Annotated in this window: 14 protein-coding genes, 4 tRNA genes and 1 pseudogene; 9 read left to right on the top strand and 10 right to left on the bottom strand. The window is 35.3% G+C overall.

Translation table 11 applies throughout. From position 1 onward, the window contains the following. Positions 1 to 25: 25 nt before the first annotated feature. The gene (mazG, locus tag PVV57_RS03180) at positions 26 to 835 is read left to right on the top strand and encodes a nucleoside triphosphate pyrophosphohydrolase (RefSeq protein WP_273718042.1); all 810 of its coding nucleotides are present in this window, start codon (positions 26 to 28) and stop codon (positions 833 to 835) included. A 72-nt stretch (positions 836 to 907) separates the two neighbouring features. On the opposite strand, the gene PVV57_RS03185 is transcribed toward mazG, so the two are convergent. Beyond that, entirely contained in the window at positions 908 to 1,282 is a 375-nt protein-coding gene (locus PVV57_RS03185) for an iron-sulfur cluster assembly accessory protein (protein ID WP_273718040.1), read from the bottom strand. A 610-nt stretch (positions 1,283 to 1,892) separates the two neighbouring features. On the opposite strand from PVV57_RS03185, the gene PVV57_RS03190 reads away from it, so the two are divergent. After that, a tRNA-Pro gene (locus tag PVV57_RS03190) sits at positions 1,893 to 1,969 on the top strand. A 248-nt stretch (positions 1,970 to 2,217) separates the two neighbouring features. Here PVV57_RS03190 and PVV57_RS03195 read toward each other — a convergent pair. Continuing rightward, positions 2,218 to 2,685, bottom strand: coding sequence for an Hsp20 family protein (locus tag PVV57_RS03195; protein WP_273718038.1), 468 nt, complete (start codon positions 2,683 to 2,685; stop codon positions 2,218 to 2,220). Between the two features lie 282 nt (positions 2,686 to 2,967). Between PVV57_RS03195 and PVV57_RS03200 the strand changes: the two are divergent. The 4 genes and pseudogenes from PVV57_RS03200 (at position 2,968) to PVV57_RS03215 (ending at position 7,383) form a co-directional block, all read left to right on the top strand. Next, positions 2,968 to 3,884: pseudogene (locus PVV57_RS03200) on the top strand (serine aminopeptidase domain-containing protein). Between the two features lie 791 nt (positions 3,885 to 4,675). Continuing rightward, positions 4,676 to 5,038: a cell cycle two-component system response regulator CpdR gene (cpdR, locus tag PVV57_RS03205; protein ID WP_005773448.1), complete on the top strand. Its 363-nt coding sequence runs from the start codon at positions 4,676 to 4,678 to the stop codon at positions 5,036 to 5,038. Between the two features lie 98 nt (positions 5,039 to 5,136). Continuing rightward, a tRNA-Val gene (locus PVV57_RS03210) sits at positions 5,137 to 5,211 on the top strand. A gap of 2,034 nt (positions 5,212 to 7,245) precedes the next feature. Next, positions 7,246 to 7,383 (top strand): hypothetical protein, encoded by a 138-nt coding sequence (locus tag PVV57_RS03215; RefSeq protein ID WP_273718034.1) that lies wholly within the window; start codon positions 7,246 to 7,248, stop codon positions 7,381 to 7,383. A 104-nt stretch (positions 7,384 to 7,487) separates the two neighbouring features. On the opposite strand, the gene PVV57_RS03220 is transcribed toward PVV57_RS03215, so the two are convergent. The 5 genes from PVV57_RS03220 to PVV57_RS03240 all read right to left on the bottom strand — a co-directional run bounded on the left by PVV57_RS03220 (position 7,488) and on the right by PVV57_RS03240 (position 10,708). Next, a tRNA-Arg gene (locus PVV57_RS03220) sits at positions 7,488 to 7,564 on the bottom strand. 46 nt (positions 7,565 to 7,610) lie between these two features. Further along, positions 7,611 to 7,916, bottom strand: a complete 306-nt coding sequence (locus tag PVV57_RS03225; RefSeq protein WP_273783447.1) for an ETC complex I subunit — start codon at positions 7,914 to 7,916, stop codon at positions 7,611 to 7,613. Positions 7,917 to 8,005: 89 nt separating this feature from the next. Further along, positions 8,006 to 8,082, bottom strand: a tRNA-Pro gene (locus tag PVV57_RS03230). Between the two features lie 728 nt (positions 8,083 to 8,810). Continuing rightward, positions 8,811 to 9,500, bottom strand: coding sequence for a DnaA regulatory inactivator HdaA (gene hdaA, locus PVV57_RS03235; RefSeq protein WP_273783448.1), 690 nt, complete (start codon positions 9,498 to 9,500; stop codon positions 8,811 to 8,813). Then, positions 9,497 to 10,708 (bottom strand): AI-2E family transporter, encoded by a 1,212-nt coding sequence (locus PVV57_RS03240; RefSeq protein ID WP_273783449.1) that lies wholly within the window; start codon positions 10,706 to 10,708, stop codon positions 9,497 to 9,499. Before PVV57_RS03240 ends, hdaA begins: the two co-directional genes overlap by 4 nt. A gap of 159 nt (positions 10,709 to 10,867) precedes the next feature. Between PVV57_RS03240 and purM the strand changes: the two genes are divergently transcribed. Together purM and purN are read left to right on the top strand one after the other, a co-directional pair. Then, complete coding sequence (purM, locus tag PVV57_RS03245; RefSeq protein WP_273783451.1) at positions 10,868 to 11,959, top strand: phosphoribosylformylglycinamidine cyclo-ligase; 1,092 nt, start codon at positions 10,868 to 10,870, stop codon at positions 11,957 to 11,959. Beyond that, positions 11,956 to 12,567: a phosphoribosylglycinamide formyltransferase gene (gene purN, locus PVV57_RS03250; protein WP_273783453.1), complete on the top strand. Its 612-nt coding sequence runs from the start codon at positions 11,956 to 11,958 to the stop codon at positions 12,565 to 12,567. Before purM ends, purN begins: the two co-directional genes overlap by 4 nt. A 276-nt stretch (positions 12,568 to 12,843) precedes the next feature. On the opposite strand, the gene PVV57_RS03255 is transcribed toward purN, so the two are convergent. Then, positions 12,844 to 15,387, bottom strand: coding sequence for a response regulator (locus PVV57_RS03255; RefSeq protein WP_273783456.1), 2,544 nt, complete (start codon positions 15,385 to 15,387; stop codon positions 12,844 to 12,846). 214 nt (positions 15,388 to 15,601) lie between these two features. On the opposite strand from PVV57_RS03255, the gene PVV57_RS03260 reads away from it, so the two are divergent. Further along, entirely contained in the window at positions 15,602 to 16,078 is a 477-nt protein-coding gene (locus tag PVV57_RS03260; RefSeq protein WP_273783458.1) for a flagellar biosynthetic protein FliO, read from the top strand. A 51-nt stretch (positions 16,079 to 16,129) separates the two neighbouring features. Here PVV57_RS03260 and dksA read toward each other — a convergent pair whose 3' ends face one another. Both dksA and PVV57_RS03270 read right to left on the bottom strand, forming a co-directional pair. After that, positions 16,130 to 16,546, bottom strand: coding sequence for an RNA polymerase-binding protein DksA (dksA, locus tag PVV57_RS03265; protein ID WP_273783460.1), 417 nt, complete (start codon positions 16,544 to 16,546; stop codon positions 16,130 to 16,132). A gap of 313 nt (positions 16,547 to 16,859) precedes the next feature. Further along, positions 16,860 to 17,393, bottom strand: coding sequence for a flavin reductase (locus tag PVV57_RS03270; RefSeq protein ID WP_273783462.1), 534 nt, complete (start codon positions 17,391 to 17,393; stop codon positions 16,860 to 16,862). Between the last annotated feature and the right edge of the window lie 83 nt (positions 17,394 to 17,476).

A 17,476-nucleotide genomic window follows, 5' to 3' on the forward strand; every position in this document is an offset into this window, starting at 1 on the left:
TCTATTGCTTACGGAGGAAGTATAAATGTTAGCCTCAAAAGATATCAAAGATCTCACCGCAATTATCACGGCATTACGAAATCCTGATAGTGGTTGTCTCTGGCATAAAAAACAAACTTTTGAATCTCTCATACCCTATATACTTGAAGAAGCTTACGAAGTCATCGATGCCATTGAACGAAAAAAAACAAAAGATCTCTGTGAAGAACTTGGTGATCTCCTTTTACAGGTTGTTTATCTTGCTACCATTGCACAAGAAGAAGGCAGCTTTACTTTTGAAGATGTTGTTTATGCAATCACTGCAAAAATGATTCGCCGCCATCCTCACGTTTTTGGAAATGCTGAGCAAAAAAAACGAGGGTTTATAAAAGAAGAGTGGGAATATATAAAAAAAGAAGAACAGGCTGAACAAAAGAAATTGTGCAAAGAAAACAACAACAATTCAAGCATTCTTGCAAAAGTAAAACCAATCCAGCCAGCAAACCAAGAGGCCCTTGCTCTACAAGAAGCTGCAGCTACAGTGGGTTTTGATTGGCAAGAAAGTGATAAAGTTCTTGCAAAAATAGAAGAAGAACTTGAAGAGCTCAAAGAAGCCATCAAAAATAAAAAAAATTCAGAAATAGAAGCAGAGTTTGGAGATCTCTACTTTATTCTTCTTAATCTCGCACGCCACTTAGCGATTGATTCACAAAAAGCATTAAAAAGAACAAATATAAAATTCCGAAATCGTTTTGCCTATATTGAAGAAAAGCTATCCACTCAATCTAAAACACTCACTGAGGCATCCTTAAATGAAATGGAAGCACTTTGGAAACAAGCTAAAAATGAACGATAAAAAATATCCTTCTACCCCAAAAATAAGCCTCCTAGAATTACTCGATGATAATTTTTTTAAGCTTGGATAATTTCACGAAGCTTGATTCGTTTTATATTGATCTTGGGAAACAGGACGAAGTTCTACCGATTCGCCACACCCACATGCTGAAACTTGATTAGGATTTTTAAAAACAAAACCAGAACGAAGCGTTGTTACTTCATAATCCATCTGTGTTCCTAATAAAAATAACACCGCATCATGCGCTATAAAAACACGAGCACCATTCACTTCAACAACATCCGCGTCTATTCCCTCTTCTTTGACGAGAGTAATTGTATATTCCATTCCTGCACAACCGCCTTTTTTGATCCCAACAAGAATACCTCGTGCATCTTTCGAATCCATAATCGCTTTAACACGATTCACAGCGGCTTGTGTTAGACTTATTACCGAAAAACGACTCATCGTTTACTCATTTCTTGTTTCAATAGACACTTTAAACGTCCTTTCTCTACCATATTCTATCTGATATTTTAGAAGAAAAACAACAAGACATAAATTAAAACATCCTAACCTTTTTATTGAGATAAAAATACATCCTCATAAAATGAGGTTTTTGATTGTACAATCTAGAATTTACAATTTTTTGTTCACATAAAACGCAAAATACCTCTGCTATAAAAACTCTAAACGAAAGAAAACGTTTCAATGCCATACATTCAAATCTAACCTTTTGAAAATATTTATTTTTTAATGACCTATGAGATAAAGAAAATATACTTCCCGCACTTATTGTGCTCTCCTTCCCCCATACCCCTAAAATCACAAATCTTCCCCCTTCACAATTTGTAAAAGGAGTTAAATGATAAGATCTATTGATTATAGAGCTCAAAATTTAACGATAACAAAGAATTGTACAGATTCGTAACTTATCTTGAACGAACAACAATATATTGATTGGGTAAAAAATTTTTCACTTTCAAAAGCTGTAAGTGTAAGAGCATTTTAGATTTTGTTCTGTTTATTTTTTCTCTTGCCTTTAAAGAAACAGTCATTTAATCGTTTCACACGGACTCGGAGCGTAGCGCAGCTTGGTAGCGCACTTGACTGGGGGTCAAGGGGTCGTGGGTTCAAATCCCGCCGCTCCGACCATTTTTAAAACGTTATAAAATAAGCTTATTTAGAGTTCTTTTTATTTCAATTGCACATACATGTTTTTTTCTTCAACGTAGAATAATGTGCAATAGATATTTTATCGTTAATTTGAAAAAAAACCGTCTTTATGAGTATCATCTTCAGTCTCATAAGAGCTCATAGAAAACGCGAGACCTTTGCCTCGCGTTACTTTATTCTTTAAAAAAATTTATAATTATTTGCTTCTTATATTTTCTAAATTTTCTTTATGCTATAATGTCGCTGTTACCTTTTTTTGTAATGGATGGTGACGTCTGCACGGTTATCTTCTTTGGTTTTAATTCAGCTGGCATTTCCCTTCTAAGCTGAATATGGAGAAGCCCATCTCCAAGCTCTGCCCCAATAACCTTCACATGATCAGCCAAGTGAAAACGCCGCTCAAAAGCGCGCGAAGCAATACCTCGATAAAGAAACTCTCGTTCTTCATCATCCTTTTCAGGCTTTCTATCTCCCTTAACGACCAACTGGTTACAATGCGTTTCAATATCAATTTCATCTTGAGAAAAACCAGCAACAGCCATAGAAATTCTATAAGAATCTTCGGTTAAACGCTCGATATTGTATGGGGGATAAGAAGAAACCTCTTCTGGTTGTGTCCTAGAATCAAACCAGTTAAAAAGATGATCAAAACCTACTGTGGAACGATAAAATGGTGAAAAATCTACTTGACGCATAATACTGCCCTCCTTTAGAGCGACTACAATTTATGATTGATTCACAAAGCTCCCAAATGGCAAACTTACTTGTGAACCCGTGGCCCCATCATGGCAACCACATTGTATTATCTGGTAATCGTTTTCCCTTATTTCAACTCTTTTGTGCCTGAATTGACAAAAACTATCTAAAAAACAATATACCCCTTTCTTAATCCTTCTTCTTCATTACATAAATATCAAAGCCTTCTTATTATCTCATGGTGCGCTAAGTTGCAAAAATACACTTGTAAAGGATATCAATTGAAAACACCTCTTTATCCCATAGACTGGGGTTCCACTCCTCATAATATCCATCATGGTACCCTGAAAATAACAATAGATCGCGAAATTCGTTTTGCGATAACATATCCTGAAGCGGAAAAATCTAAGGGAACAATTATTATTCTTGAAAGCGATGCAAATGATTTAGAAACATATTTTTTACCCATAAATGAAATTTCTAAACGCGGTTTTCATACAGCAATATTTGACTGGTTTGATCAAAAAAAAATATTCCTCAAGACAAGAAAAAATGCCGACATCATTACTTTGATATAAATAATGATATTAATGATTTAGATGAATTTCTTAAAAATGTTGTTTATCCTAATTGTCCACCACCTTACTCTATGCTCGCCTATGGTATGGGTGGATTGATAGCACTTAGCGGATTAGATCTCATTAATCATCAATTTAATAGATTGCTCTGTGTTTCTCCCCTTTTTGCTCCATTCGGCAATAAAACGAATGGTTTTCAACGTAAATTAACACAATTTCTTTCTGATATAGGTCTTGGCTTTATACCAGCGAAAGATGGGAAAAAATTAAAAAAAATAAAACAAAAAAATATACAATTGGGGCATATGCATCAAGTGCCACTCTCTGGCATTAAGGCCCCAACATCTCGATGGATGGCATCGGTATTTAATGTGATTGATTCTGTGAAGAAAAATATACGCCACGGACATTTACAAATCCCAACACTCTTTATTCTCGCCAATCAAAATAATCTTGCCAACAACATTGAGGTCCGGCAATTATGTCAACACACAGGTCTGGCAGAAAGTATTACCATTACAGGCGCTGAACTTGATACAATCATGTATAACGAAGATTATAAAAAACAATTTTGGGCTGCATTTGATGCATTTATCCCCGATAATGTATCTATAAAATAATACGAAACCTTAACGTCTATTTCGTTCCACCAAAAACAAAGATTTCTATGAGCAACGCCATTCTATAAATACTCCTTATATAATGGATTCCATCTTCTAACCACTCATATGATTCGTTTTATAGACTCTACAGGTAAGCCATAAAATAAATATTCATCATATCTCCTAACAAAAATAATGAATATAAAATGAGATAATTTAATAAAATAAATATAAAAAACTATCTTAATACATCATATATGAATCTTTATAAATAAGACATCAAAATACTATTTTTGATATATTATTAAGGGATGATTTTATAGTATATCTAAAAAATAGTAGCTTTCATCCGTTTATAGAAAAAATCTGAAAATAAACACCATTTATAATATTCATTTGCAAATCGCTATAAAAACAAATAACTATAGAAATTCTATTTTCTAGGATAACCTTTTAAAAACAACAAATTAACATAATATTCTGCTAATTTCTCGATATAAGCAATCCCCACAATAATGGTTTTTATAATTTTTTTAATGGAATTCTGATAAGAATCAGAAAATTTAAAAGAAAAAATAGCAATGAATCACTTTAAAAGTTTTAGATCACCCTCTCTTTTTCAAAATCACATATGTTTCGAATTTAACCAACTCACAACGAATATGTTGTATTTTGAATAAGAATATAAGAATTAACCATTTTGCCATTCATTTCAATTATGAGTATTTTACCATCTTTTTTATAAATACTCTGTATTGTATAATTGATGCGGCAAAAATTCTGACAAACGGAGCCATTGGAACACAATCATGAAACGAATCCTGCTCGCAGAAGATGATAACGATATGCGTCGCTTTCTTGTAAAAGCCTTAGAACGTGCAGGCTACGAAGTCGCCGATTTCGATAATGGTATTAGCGCATATGAACGTTTACAAGAAGAACCATTTTCTCTTCTCTTAACTGACATTGTGATGCCGGAGATGGATGGAATCGAACTTGCACGACGCGCTACTGAGATTGACCCCGATTTACGCGTAATGTTCATTACAGGTTTTGCAGCGGTTGCACTCAATTCAAATAGTGATGCTCCTCCTGATGCAAAGGTTCTCTCTAAACCATTTCACTTACGTGAACTCGTCAATGAAGTTGAAAAGATCCTTATTGCTGCTTAAAGAGATGTTTTTCTAAGTTATTTGCATCTGTTGTAAGAGAAAATGAAATTAAGCATTGACGTTTGTCATTCTATGTGGTGTATGCAACATCGGTGAACGGGCGTGTAGCTCAGCGGGAGAGCACTACGTTGACATCGTAGGGGTCACAGGTTCAATCCCTGTCACGCCCACCATTTGCACTTTATACCATAAATAATTGTAGTAATTTGTCGTATTCTTTTCAGAGTACGAGAGGCGTAAATAAAGGTTAGGGAATAGGATTTTGCAAATTCTCCAAAGGGCATGTTCTACAGGGTATTTCTAATATTTTTTGGATTCTGATAAGACCTCTCGGAATAAGCCATCTAGAAAGCATCATAAATGCAACAACAGTTTCAGTTACGACAGATTAGAAGGTTTTATTGTAAAATTCTTTCGACAAAGATAGGATTCCTTTCTAAAAAAATTTGTTTATCTTCTGATTTATCGCCTATTTTTTTGATTCTTTCTTCTCTATTGAGGCACCGCTGTTGTCAAAATAAGTAGAGATATAACAACAATCTCTTTGGTACGTAAAACACTTGGTTTTTAGAGCGGTATTTTAAGTTTACCAATAAGAAGTTGTCTAAAATATTCAAAAGAGTAAAAAACACGACAAAAGCAAGTTTTATTCTTTCAATACATTGATTTATAAATATATTTTATTATTTGAGATGTTGAATGAGAAATCCGAATATTGTAAAGTCCTCTCATTTCAAACCTCTCCCATGTTGAATCGATCAAAACCATCTCTCTTGCATGTCATAAGAAGGATTGGCATGGAGATAAAAATTGTACAAAAAAGCACTAAAATGCCTATAACGATCTGAAAGCTGTGATCTATCGCAACATTGGTGACTAGCAAATAGGTAAAGTCCATAATGTGCCGGCTTCTTCCTTCAAAAGCGGAAAGATGGTAGTACTCAATGTTAGTCATTATACCATTCACGAGCGCCGGCGTAAAATGGGCTTTTGAGGGTTTTAAGAGCTGTCTCTTTAAAACAAGCGCATAATATACAATCCAACGGTACTCTGTTCTTTGCACTATATTCTTACTGAAACAATGATCACCTTAAATTGTATGCATTTAGAACATCAGATCTTATCGCATAACATTTTAGTGTAATCAAATACTAAAATAGCTCTCGCGCGACGTACAAACTATAAAGAAATAAGAAAAACATTTGAAAATATAAATGCGAAATCTAAAAACTTAACTATGAGATACAATTCATCTTCACTTATAATTCAAACGGGATATGTCAAGATAACCTATAAATATGCAACATAAACTCTTAAACCCATAAAATTCAGAAAACCATAAACATTGCTGAAATCTATGGCACTACCCTGAGAAACCGTGACAACCACATTAAATTAGATTGGCAATAAATGTATAATAGCATTGAAAAAACAATATCTTATCTGAGCAGCAGACACACAGCATCTTTTTATACAAAAAACTCTAAAGTCATAAAGCTTTATAAGGAACAGCTTTCAATACAAGAAGATACCCTTCATTACTTTAGGGGATGTTGTTTCTAAACTCTCATCATAAACAGATACCTTTTTTATTCTTCAATGTTCCACAAAACACTTCTAAACGGAATCTATCATGCCTTGAAAACCAATCTTACCAAAGAGTATACCGAAAAACGTAATAATATTATTCATAAAAAATTTAAGGTAGACATTTTTTGCAATTTTACCGGCATTAACTACAATGCTTAAACCTCATCTAAGAAATAGCATTGTAGCTTCTCATCGGGTTTTGCACAATTTGACAGCAGTTTTTGCATCAATTTATTTTTTTCAAAGGGTCTTCAAAGGCGGTTTTATGGGCTTTCACAGACTTTTTAAAAATCTTCAAAGGATTTTCAAAGACCTTTCAAAGCCTTTTCTCATTTTTACGCTCAAATTCCAATTTTCGCTATTTTTTGCGTTTTTTTTCCAATTTTAGGTGTCAAAATCTATTTTGACAAAACGCGCATTTAATGCTAAATTTTATACATAAAAACAACAAATTATCACGTATTCCTAACTAATCTCATCTCTTCCCACTACTGAAAAACTTACTGTCAAACTATAAGCACATTCATTTTTAGCAAAATGGAAAGAAGCTCACAAAAAAAGTTTTGGCAATCTGTTTTCTAAAGCATGGAATGCAACTGCATTAAAAGAATAAGCCAATGGATGAAAAAATTATCAACAATACGCAGCAAGCAAATGCGGGAGCTACCGTATCACAACTTAAAGAACTTTTTGGCTGGACAGAAAACAGTATGGCATTATTTTATACCCAAACAGCCAACAAAAAACTGCAATAGCATCAATTAAAAAAATATCAAAAAAGCTCAGAGTATACAGAAGAATAAACTAATAGAATCAAAAGGAAACTCGCGATTTTTTTATCTATTAATTTTCTTAAACATGGCGATCCCGACAGGATTCGAACCTGTGACCCACGGCTTAGAAGGCCGTTGCTCTATCCAGCTGAGCTACGGGACCCAACACCCAACTGATTATTTTCTCAATTCAAAATAGCATCTTTAACTCAATGTGTCCAAGATTGCTGCCGATCACTGCGAAAATTATCAGAATAAGAAACAGCACGCCGAATCGACGCATGTGTCTTTTCTACACGATAAGGAATAGCATTCTTGCGTGCAAAAGCAATTGCTTCTTCTCTCCTATTAAAACGGATTCTTACTTGACTATTCATATCAGATGTTGCCGTGTACCCCATAAGAGGCTCTAGCATTTTTGCTTTCATCGGCTCATACTGTAGAATCCAAAAGCCTGTATTCCCCTTACCCGACTGCATAGCTGTTTTAGCAGGACTATAAATACGTGCGATCATGCCTTTTCCCTTCAGATTACACAACGCTTGAATGATTGTTTTTTACCACACGTACCCAACTGGGTCATTCTTATACACCTTATCAAATATGGTCGGAGCGATAGGATTCGAACCTACGACCCCCTGATCCCAAATCAGGTGCGCTACCAGGCTGCGCTACGCTCCGCCATTTAACATTTATTTGATGCACATTTCCTAAAATTTTCACAACAGAAGTGCAAGAGAAAAACACACTTTTTTTCAATTTTGTTGCATTTCTTTACAAAAAAGAATGTTTTTAAATTTTTTTCCTACTCAATAACATATTTATTGACGAAAATAGCAAAAATATTCGTACAAAAATCTAATCGATATAAAAAATAATGAATCTCTTTATAAGGATTTCATAATCTTATCCTGCTTTAAGTAAACTCCCACTGTATCAGAACGCATTTTACAGGTAGAGTTTTAGAAAAAACGACTTATATGCTAGAAGAACTTTCCCAAAAGGAATATAATATCTCTACTGTACTCATATAAAATCCAGCTGTATTAAGCTTCTTTCTCCTCTTTTTCCATTCTCCCAAGGGCGAAAAAACTCTCGTTTCTCCTATAATCCAAGTCCATAAACGACAAACATTTCTTCAAACCATGAAAATTTTATTATAAATAAAGTGAAGAGCTCTTTTTAGAAATATGTTCAAATACAAAGATATATAGCTTGTACAAATGATAAAAAGAATACTCATCCAATAACATCTCAAAGCCATTTAAACGAAACGCATAAAAAATTAAAAAATAATTTTTTTCATTCTTAATAGATATCAAAAAAGCAGAAAATTTAAATGACTTGTCTTTCCTCATATTAAAAAAACAATAAAAGGGAAGAAGATGGAAAGCCATGATAAGGAGTGTTTACGTTTTTTTTCTATTCAAAACTTCGGCAATAACAGCACGCGTTATTTTTCTTTTTCTTTGTAACGCCAACTGATCAACAGAATCAATAACATGCTTCAATGAAAATAAAGAACGTTCACAACGGCTGATAAGATAATAAACTGTATCTGGATGCACAATAAGCTGCCTATCGGAAAAAAGCTTAAAGGCAACAGCTGTTAACAATGCATCATCAGGCTGATTAATTTCAACGAACATCACCGAATTAAGACGACTTTTTAGATCATTTAACTCTAAATTCCAAGTGGAAGGGAGTGTTCGTGCTGTCATCAACAAAGTGGCTTGTCGTGCATCAACATTTGCTTGCTTAACACTGTTAATTAAATGAAAAAGTTCTGTCTCATTAATTTCCTCTGCATCAATATCTTCTATCAGAAATGGTCTACCTAAAGAAGCCATAGCAACAGCTTGATCAATTTTATTGCGCTGTATCCTGAATGCATTAGCTTTTTGGAGCCATATACTCGAAAAGTGCGTTTTTCCAGATCCTTCTTTTCCAACCAAAACTGCAATAGGTAAGCTCCAATTGGGCCAGTGATCAATAAGCTGAAAAGCCATACGATTGCTATCCGTCACAACTAAATCATCAAATTGAAAAACTGGCTCATAAGGGAAATTTAAAGATAATTGCGTTTCTCGCCCATTCATTTTAGCGGCTCCGAATTTCCACTTCGCGAATACATCTGAGAACTAAGATAAGTATGAAGGGCAAAACGAACTAAAACGCCCACAGCCGCCGCAGCAGGAACAGCAACAAGCATACCAGTAAAACCAAAGAGTGAAGAAAAAGCAAAAAGCGAAAACATTAACCACACGGGATGTAATCCCACTGATGAACCAACAAGTTTTGGTTGAAGAATATACCCCTCAATAAATTGACCAATTAAAAAAAGAGCCATCACAATGATGATTCCCCCCCAATTATTGGGATAAAACTGGACCCATGCAATACCAACAGAAAGGACCAAGCCACTCATTGTTCCAATATAAGGAATAAAGCTAATAAGGCCAATAAACATACCAACCAAAAGACCAAAATTGAGTCCTGCAATCGTTAAACCAATAGCATAATAGCCTCCCAATATAAGACAAACGGTCCCTTGTCCACGAACAAAGCCTGCTATAGCTCTATCCATTTCATGAAAAATACTACGAACAGTTTCAAGATGATCACGCGGTATTAACGAATCAATTGCTCTCACCATACGTGGCCAATCTAATAACATATAAAATGTCACCACAGGCGCCACAACAAATAGGCTAACGATATTAACGATAGACTTTCCTGATTTCAAAAGTGAATTCAAAAGAGATGTAATAAAATCAGAACCTTCTCCCAAAAGCCCTTTAATATTACTCCGTAATTCATTTGGATCACTTCCAAAATAGTCCCTTATCCAATCAAAATCATGCTCAACGAAAAAAGTTTGAATACGATTAATATAAACAGGTAAGCCATCACTCACAAATTGCTGTATTTGCGAACTAATAATAGGAATCAGAATAACTAAAGCAGCAACAAAGATAATAACAATAAATAAGGTAATAAGGACAGTACCAAAAACACGACGAATACCAAACTTTTCAAGGAGTTGAACAATGGGATTAAGAAAATAAGCCAACACAATTCCTGCCACAAAAGGAAGCAAAATTGATCCAAAAACAAACATAAAAAGAATAAAAAAAATCAGCGTCCCCAGCCAAAAAAAGATTTGTCTTTTCATATTATTCGGCAACGGTAATTGTGTATATGCTGGCGTATAAGTCTTATAACGGTCACGGGATGTATTCTCACTCACTTTCTTTTTCATTAGTTGCCAAGAAGATTGTCCCTGATTATCTGATATCTTGCTCATAAAATATCCTAAAAAAAATTCTTCACAAAAATTATAAACATCTTCAAAATAAGGTACAAGTAAAGTTACTCATTTTCTTATCAATATATCTTGCAGAGAAAACTCTATCATGGCATTGCATAACGTCAAAACCTGATTTTCCATTAAAGGAAGGCTCCAATGAGCAATCAAAATCTTACAAATAATAAATCCAAAGTTGGTCTTACCTACGCAAAATCCGGTGTAAACATCGATATGGGTAATGCTATGGTAGAAAAAATTAAACCCTTTATACGCGCGACAAAACGAGCCGGAGCAGATGCAGAAATTGGCGGTTTTGGAGGACTTTTTGATTTAAAAGCAGCGGGCTTTACAGATCCTATCTTAGTCGCAGCTAATGATGGTGTGGGAACAAAACTAAAAATTGCCATTGAAGTAGGTCACCATAACACGGTAGGTATTGATCTGGTAGCGATGTGTGTCAACGATTTACTTGTACAAGGGGCGGAACCTCTCTTTTTTCTGGATTATTTTGCAACTGGAAAACTTGACCCTGAACAAGGTGCCGCAATCGTTTCTGGTATTGCAGAAGGCTGTAAACAAGCTGGTGCTGCTCTTATTGGGGGAGAAACTGCAGAAATGCCAGGAATGTACGCAGAAGGAGATTATGATCTAGCAGGTTTTGCTGTAGGCGCATGTGAACGCAGCATGCTGCTTCCTTCAAAAGACCTGAAAGAAGGCGATATTATCTTAGGTCTAAGCGCCTCTGGAATTCATTCTAACGGCTTTTCGCTTGTTCGACGAATCATTGAGCAAAATCATCTAAAATGGAATGACCCTGCCCCTTTTGCTCCCCAAAATAGCCTTGGTACAGCGCTCCTGACACCAACACGCATTTATGTGAAATCGCTTCTTCCTATCATGCGAAAATATGAAGGAATTAAAGCTCTTGCACATATTACGGGTGGAGGTTTTCCCGAAAATATTCCACGTGTCATTCCCTCTTCTCTCTGTGCTGAAGTTAATCTTTCGACCATCAATGTTCCCTCCGTCTTTTCATGGATTGCCAAACAAGGTAAAATAGAAGAAACGGAAATGTTACGAACATTCAATTGTGGTATTGGTATGATCATTATCGTGGGGCAGTATGCAGCTAAAACAGTTACGCAAGCTCTTGAAAAAAATGGAGAGACTGTGACTCCCCTTGGCATTTTAACAAAACGCCAAGATCAAAATAAAGGGATACTTTATAAAGGGGAACTCCATTTATGAAAAAACAAATCGTCGTTTTCATTTCTGGTAATGGGTCCAATATGGTCGCCCTTGCTCAAGCAAGCAAACAAAAGGGATATCCTGCTGAAATCGTCGCAGTTATTTGCGATAATCCATGTGCAAACGGTATTGAAAAAGCACAAAATCATAACTTACCTGTTCATATTGTTGATCGCAAAATCTACAAAACGAAAGAAGAGCATGAAGAAGATATTTTTACAATTTTAGATCAATATAAACCGGATTTTCTTTGCTTTGCGGGGTATATGCGCCTTATCTCATCACGTTTTGTAAAACTTTATGAAGGACGAATTTTAAACATTCACCCTTCTCTTTTACCTTCATTTAAAGGTTTAAACACGCATGAAAGAGCTTTACAAGCAGGCGTAAAAATCTCAGGTTGTACTGTTCATCTTGTTACAGAAGATATGGATGCTGGAAAAATTCTTGCCCAAGCAGCCGTTCCAGTCTATTCTGATGATAGCACGGAGTGCTTAGCACAAAGAGTTCTTAAAGCAGAGCATAAACTCTACCCCGAAGCCTTAAAAGCATTTATTAAAGGAAAGAGCAAAAGTGTCGATACGCAACAACAGCTCTTATCCTTTTAAGGATATCAGAAGTTTATAGTATTTTTCAATGTTTTACATACAGTTTATCTTCAGCACCTATCATTAAAAACCTCTAACGTTGACAGAGTAAAATCCATTTCTTCATAAATTTTTGCATAGAATGTGCAATTTTTTTGAATTTTATTTAAATTTCCAAATTGTTCTTGTTTATTTAGTTTCTGGACATTCCTACGAGCTCTATTGATCAAAATGCTCTCGTATTTCCCCCTAAAAAATCTTAAAATACGCAATTTTTCTATTGCATTAATTTTTGCGTTATGACGAAAGTGTTTCTTTAACTGTTTGAGCTAACTGTTTGAGTGTAAAAGGTTTAGATAAAAAACCAAAAACAGCATCTTGTGGAAGATTCTTAGCAAAAGCATCTTTTGCATATCCAGAGACGAAAAGAAATTTGATATCAGGATAGTTTTTACGGACTTCCTTCAATAAAGTAGGCCCATCCATTTCTGGCATCACCACATCGGAAACAATAATATCAACAGCCCCTTTTTTTTCTTCAAGAACAGAAAGGGCTTCCACCCCACTTGCGGCCTCTAAAACCGTATATCCTCTCATTTGAAGAGCTCTTACCCCCCCCATTCTGACCGCATCCTCATCTTCAACCAATAAAACAGTCGCAGATCCTGTTAGGTCTATATTTTTATCTTTCTCTTCATCTTTTTCAATCTTTTGAGAAATTTCTTCTTTTATATCGGGGATATAACGGGGCAGGAAAATATGAAATGTTGCCCCTTCTCCCTCTTTACTTTCACAATAAATATACCCACCACTCTGCTTAATAATTCCATAAACCATTGATAAACCAAGGCCTGTTCCTTTTCCAACTTCTTTGGTTGTAAAAAATGGCTCAAACATTTTTTCTTGTATAGCAGCAGATATCCCGATCCCTGTATCTGAAATAGTCAATTGCACATATTCACCAATTGCTAACCCCAGATGATTAAATTCAACACTTTGTTGCTTTGTAATATTGTTTGTCGCAATCGTAACAATACCTCCATCGAACATAGCATCACGCGCATTAATAACCAAATTCATAATCACACGTTGAAAAGATGCCTGATCAACTTCAACGCTCCACAAATCTCTTCCATGGATAATTTTTAACTGAATATTATTCCCCAACAGTGGTAAAACAAGATTACGAATATCGGATAAAAATTCTGTAAAATCAACCTCTTCAGGTCGAAGTGTTTGCTTTCTAGAAAAAGCGAGTAATTGCTGTACAAGAGCAGCTGCACGATTAGCATTATTTTTAATATTGATCAGATCAGCATGAGCAGGATCAGAGCTACGATGCGTATTTAAAAGAAGATCACAAGACATTAAAATTGCTGTTAAAACATTATTAAAATCATGAGCAATGCCGCCTGCCAATTGCCCAACAGCTTGCATCTTCTGACTTTGCATCATTTTATCTTCAAGTGTTTTTTGTTCTGTTGTTTCAATGACAGAGATAATAAGCAAATCTTGTAGTGTACCACCATGATAGGGTGGTACAGACATAACATGAAGACGTAAATGGCGTTCTTCATTCTTTTCTAAAACAGTTTCCAGAGAAACAAAATAATTTTTATTGGTCGCAATTTTCTGAAAGGCACGCTCTAACGGCACACAATCACGACGAGAAATAATATCATAAAAATTGATCGTTTTATCCATACATTCGGTGAGTGATGAAAAAGCGTTATTCATATGAACCAACTGCCCTTTCTGATCCACCACGGCTATTGCAAAAGGACTCGCATCAAAATATTCTTCTAATATACGAGGTAATTTTAATTGATTATTCTCTTCTTTTTGTATTTGTTGTGGAATGATCACAATACGATAAACGGCTTCCTCCTCTAAGAGAGAAGAAGCAGAGATAAAACAGTGAAATATTTTCTCACACGTGGTCTGTGAATTTAAACATAACGAAAACCTATAAGGGAAAGAGTAACCTGAGTTTTGATATCTGTTGGTTTGCAAGCAAATATCACTCCATGAGCTCTTAGCACCAACACTCTCAAATAATGGATCAAAATGATATTGACCGATCGAAAAATTTGCTAAATCAAGTGAGAACCATTCGGCAAAAACTGCATTAGCATAAAGAAGAGTCCCTTGTGCATTCACGGATAAAAAACCAACAGGCGCTTGATCCAAATGATTGATCGCCTCTTGAAGGTTAGAGAAAAAAACTTCTCGGGTTTGTTGTAAATGCGATATATCGCTAATACGCCAAAATAAAAGCTTTTTTTTCCGTTTTGTAATAGGTTGAACAGAGATATTATACCAAACAGATTTTTTTTGTGTAGAATCGATAAAAATTGGTTGCTCTACTCTTAACTCTTCTTGCGCTGAAAGATTATTACAGGCTGCAACTTTTAAGCGATAGGAAAGTGCACCAGCTCCTGGAAGATCAGCAATAACCCTATAACAAGACCATTCAGGCTTATAGGTCAGAATTTTTTGATAGTTTTGATTAGAATAATAAACAAAACCAGAAAGATCAGAGATTACAATTGCATCATCGCTCCCATTAAAGATGCTAAAATCAAAATCCTCATGCAACCACCATGGGTGGTATCTTAAAATTCCCATTCCACTTAAAACGAGTGTTGCAACACCGATAATCGCTAAAATCAAAAAAGATGCCACTACCACCTTTTGCAAATAACTTTGTGGAGAAAAAAAATCTAAAACGCCCACAATGAAAAGGAAAACTAAGATAAAAACAACACCTAAAATCACAACTCTCCGACGAACAGAAGACGAAGACGCTGATCTTTCATTATTCTCAAAACCTTTATTCATCTCTCTCTGCCTTAGATTTAGCTGTTTCTTATACCAAGAAACTTCTTTTTATATTCATTGTTATAAAATATATACTATGATATCATCTTTCTAAGAAAGCTCACTTAATGTTAAAAGGTTTATTTCTTGTCTTTAAGCGAATCTTTTAAGGGTATGTTTATAAATTTATTTCACTAAAAGATGATAGTTTCCATACCAAAATGGGAGAAAAACTATGTATATCTGGTTATCAGACCAAATAGGTGTATCTGCTGCAAACATAACGATAAGTTTTTTGTTTTTTATAATAACAATCGCAGCTATTACTATAATTATCTTGTTTTTATACCGCTTCAATAAGGGAAGATTCAATACTAATAGAAAAAAAAGTCTATCACGATTAGCACTATGTGAAGCAATTTCTATAGATCGAACACGCCGCCTTGTTTTAGTCCGTTGTGATAATAAAGAACATTTGCTCCTTATTGGCGGATTAACAGATATGGTTGTAGAATCCGATATTACCAGCACATCCAGAACACAAAAGAGCGAAATACACCCCCATCCCACTCCCCGCCTTACAGAAAGAAACGATACACCAGATAAAATCTCCTCTTCTTTTACAAATCAAGCGGTAAAAGATTCAGCAATCACGGCCGAAATTGAAGGAAGACAAGAACCATCTTTGTTTATTCCCACCCCTCCAAAATAAAATATGTGATTTTATCACTACGAACTTCGTTTATTTATCGTTCTAATGACTTTAATCATCACGATAAACTTTTTCACGTCGTTCGTGACGTTCTTGTGCTTCCAACGACAAAACGGCAATCGGCCGCGCCTCAAGACGCTTTATACTAATAGGCTCACCAGTTTCTTCACAAAAACCATATGTCCCATTATCAATTCGCTCCAAGGCAGCATCTATTTTTGAAATAAGTTTCCTTTGACGATCACGAGCACGTAATTCGATTGTACGATCAGTTTCACAAGACGCCCTATCGGTCAAATCAGGTTGACCAACATTCTCTTCCTGCAAATTTTCCAAAGTCTCACGCGCTTCTTTTAGGATATCACTCTTCCAAGAAACCAATTTAGCACGAAAATACGCCTTTTGCCGTTCATTCATAAAAGGCTCATCTTCACTAGGGCGATATTGATCATCAATCTCTTCGCTCATGCAATAAAAAACCTCCACATCTGCTCTGTGGGGTCTATATATTGTGCAATACCCATCAACACAAGAGTAAAATGTTTTTTCACAACAATCTACAAATATGTTTAAATGCGCTGTTTGATCTTGATCGCTTTTTTGATCTCAAGTTGGACTCTTGATCAAAAATCATCCCAAAAGCATTTTTCTCATTTATTGAGAAACCTCAAAAAGAAGAAAATTCAAAGTTTAGAGCCATCTCCCTCCTCCTTCTTCAGTGTACTAAAATTTAAATGGAGTACCAATAAATCATTTCACCAATACCCAAAAATAAAAATCTTTATAAAGGTAAAGTGTGATATCCACGATTCAAATACATCAAAGCATCTTTTTCTTGACTACAGTTGATTGCAACAACTTCTCCAATCAATACACAATGGGTTGCATGCTCGTGCCAACAAATCAAACGACAATCAAAAGATGCTAAAGCATCAGAAAGACTAGGAGCCCCCGTCTGCAAAACTCCCCATTGTGCAACATCAAAACGCTCATTTTGGGGAACATTGCAACGCCTTGAAAAGACGTCCGCTAATGGACGGTGTTTTCCTGCCAAGCTATTAACACAAAAAATTCCATTTTCCATAAACACATGATTCTTCAGATTATGGCGCATGAGACAAACAAGAAGCGTTGGAGGATCATCAGATAAAGAACAACACGCCGAAACTGTCACCCCGCGCTTTCCCTTAATGCCATCTGTTGTCACAATATGCACAGCGCCTGCAAAATGGCTCATAGCATCTCGATATTCTTGCGAAGAAACGGTAATATTACCTTGAAGTTCAGGCATCAAACATGTTTTATGATTCGACATATCTTTCACTTATCAAACTTTAAAATTTCAAGCGATCTCTCTATAAAAAGATCTATAATACGTATTTTTCTGTATCGTCATAA

The organism is Bartonella sp. AU15XJBT (genome assembly GCF_028618615.1).
Lineage (GTDB): Bacteria > Pseudomonadota > Alphaproteobacteria > Rhizobiales > Rhizobiaceae > Bartonella.

Excerpts from the sequence above, each read along its gene's own strand:
- PVV57_RS03185 (WP_273718040.1), bottom strand. The coding sequence starts at position 1,282 with ATGAGTCGTTTTTCGGTAATAAGTCTAACACAAGCCGCTGTGAATCGT.
- PVV57_RS03240 (WP_273783449.1), bottom strand. The coding sequence starts at position 10,708 with ATGAGCAAGATATCAGATAATCAGGGACAATCTTCTTGGCAACTAATG.
- PVV57_RS03195 (WP_273718038.1), bottom strand. The coding sequence starts at position 2,685 with ATGCGTCAAGTAGATTTTTCACCATTTTATCGTTCCACAGTAGGTTTT.
- PVV57_RS03215 (WP_273718034.1), top strand. The coding sequence starts at position 7,246 with ATGGATGAAAAAATTATCAACAATACGCAGCAAGCAAATGCGGGAGCT.
- mazG (WP_273718042.1), top strand. The coding sequence starts at position 26 with ATGTTAGCCTCAAAAGATATCAAAGATCTCACCGCAATTATCACGGCA.
- hdaA (WP_273783448.1), bottom strand. The coding sequence starts at position 9,500 with ATGAATGGGCGAGAAACGCAATTATCTTTAAATTTCCCTTATGAGCCA.
- PVV57_RS03260 (WP_273783458.1), top strand. The coding sequence starts at position 15,602 with ATGTATATCTGGTTATCAGACCAAATAGGTGTATCTGCTGCAAACATA.
- cpdR (WP_005773448.1), top strand. The coding sequence starts at position 4,676 with ATGAAACGAATCCTGCTCGCAGAAGATGATAACGATATGCGTCGCTTT.
- dksA (WP_273783460.1), bottom strand. The coding sequence starts at position 16,546 with ATGAGCGAAGAGATTGATGATCAATATCGCCCTAGTGAAGATGAGCCT.
- purM (WP_273783451.1), top strand. The coding sequence starts at position 10,868 with ATGAGCAATCAAAATCTTACAAATAATAAATCCAAAGTTGGTCTTACC.
- PVV57_RS03255 (WP_273783456.1), bottom strand. The coding sequence starts at position 15,387 with ATGAATAAAGGTTTTGAGAATAATGAAAGATCAGCGTCTTCGTCTTCT.
- PVV57_RS03270 (WP_273783462.1), bottom strand. The coding sequence starts at position 17,393 with ATGTCGAATCATAAAACATGTTTGATGCCTGAACTTCAAGGTAATATT.
- PVV57_RS03225 (WP_273783447.1), bottom strand. The coding sequence starts at position 7,916 with ATGATCGCACGTATTTATAGTCCTGCTAAAACAGCTATGCAGTCGGGT.
- purN (WP_273783453.1), top strand. The coding sequence starts at position 11,956 with ATGAAAAAACAAATCGTCGTTTTCATTTCTGGTAATGGGTCCAATATG.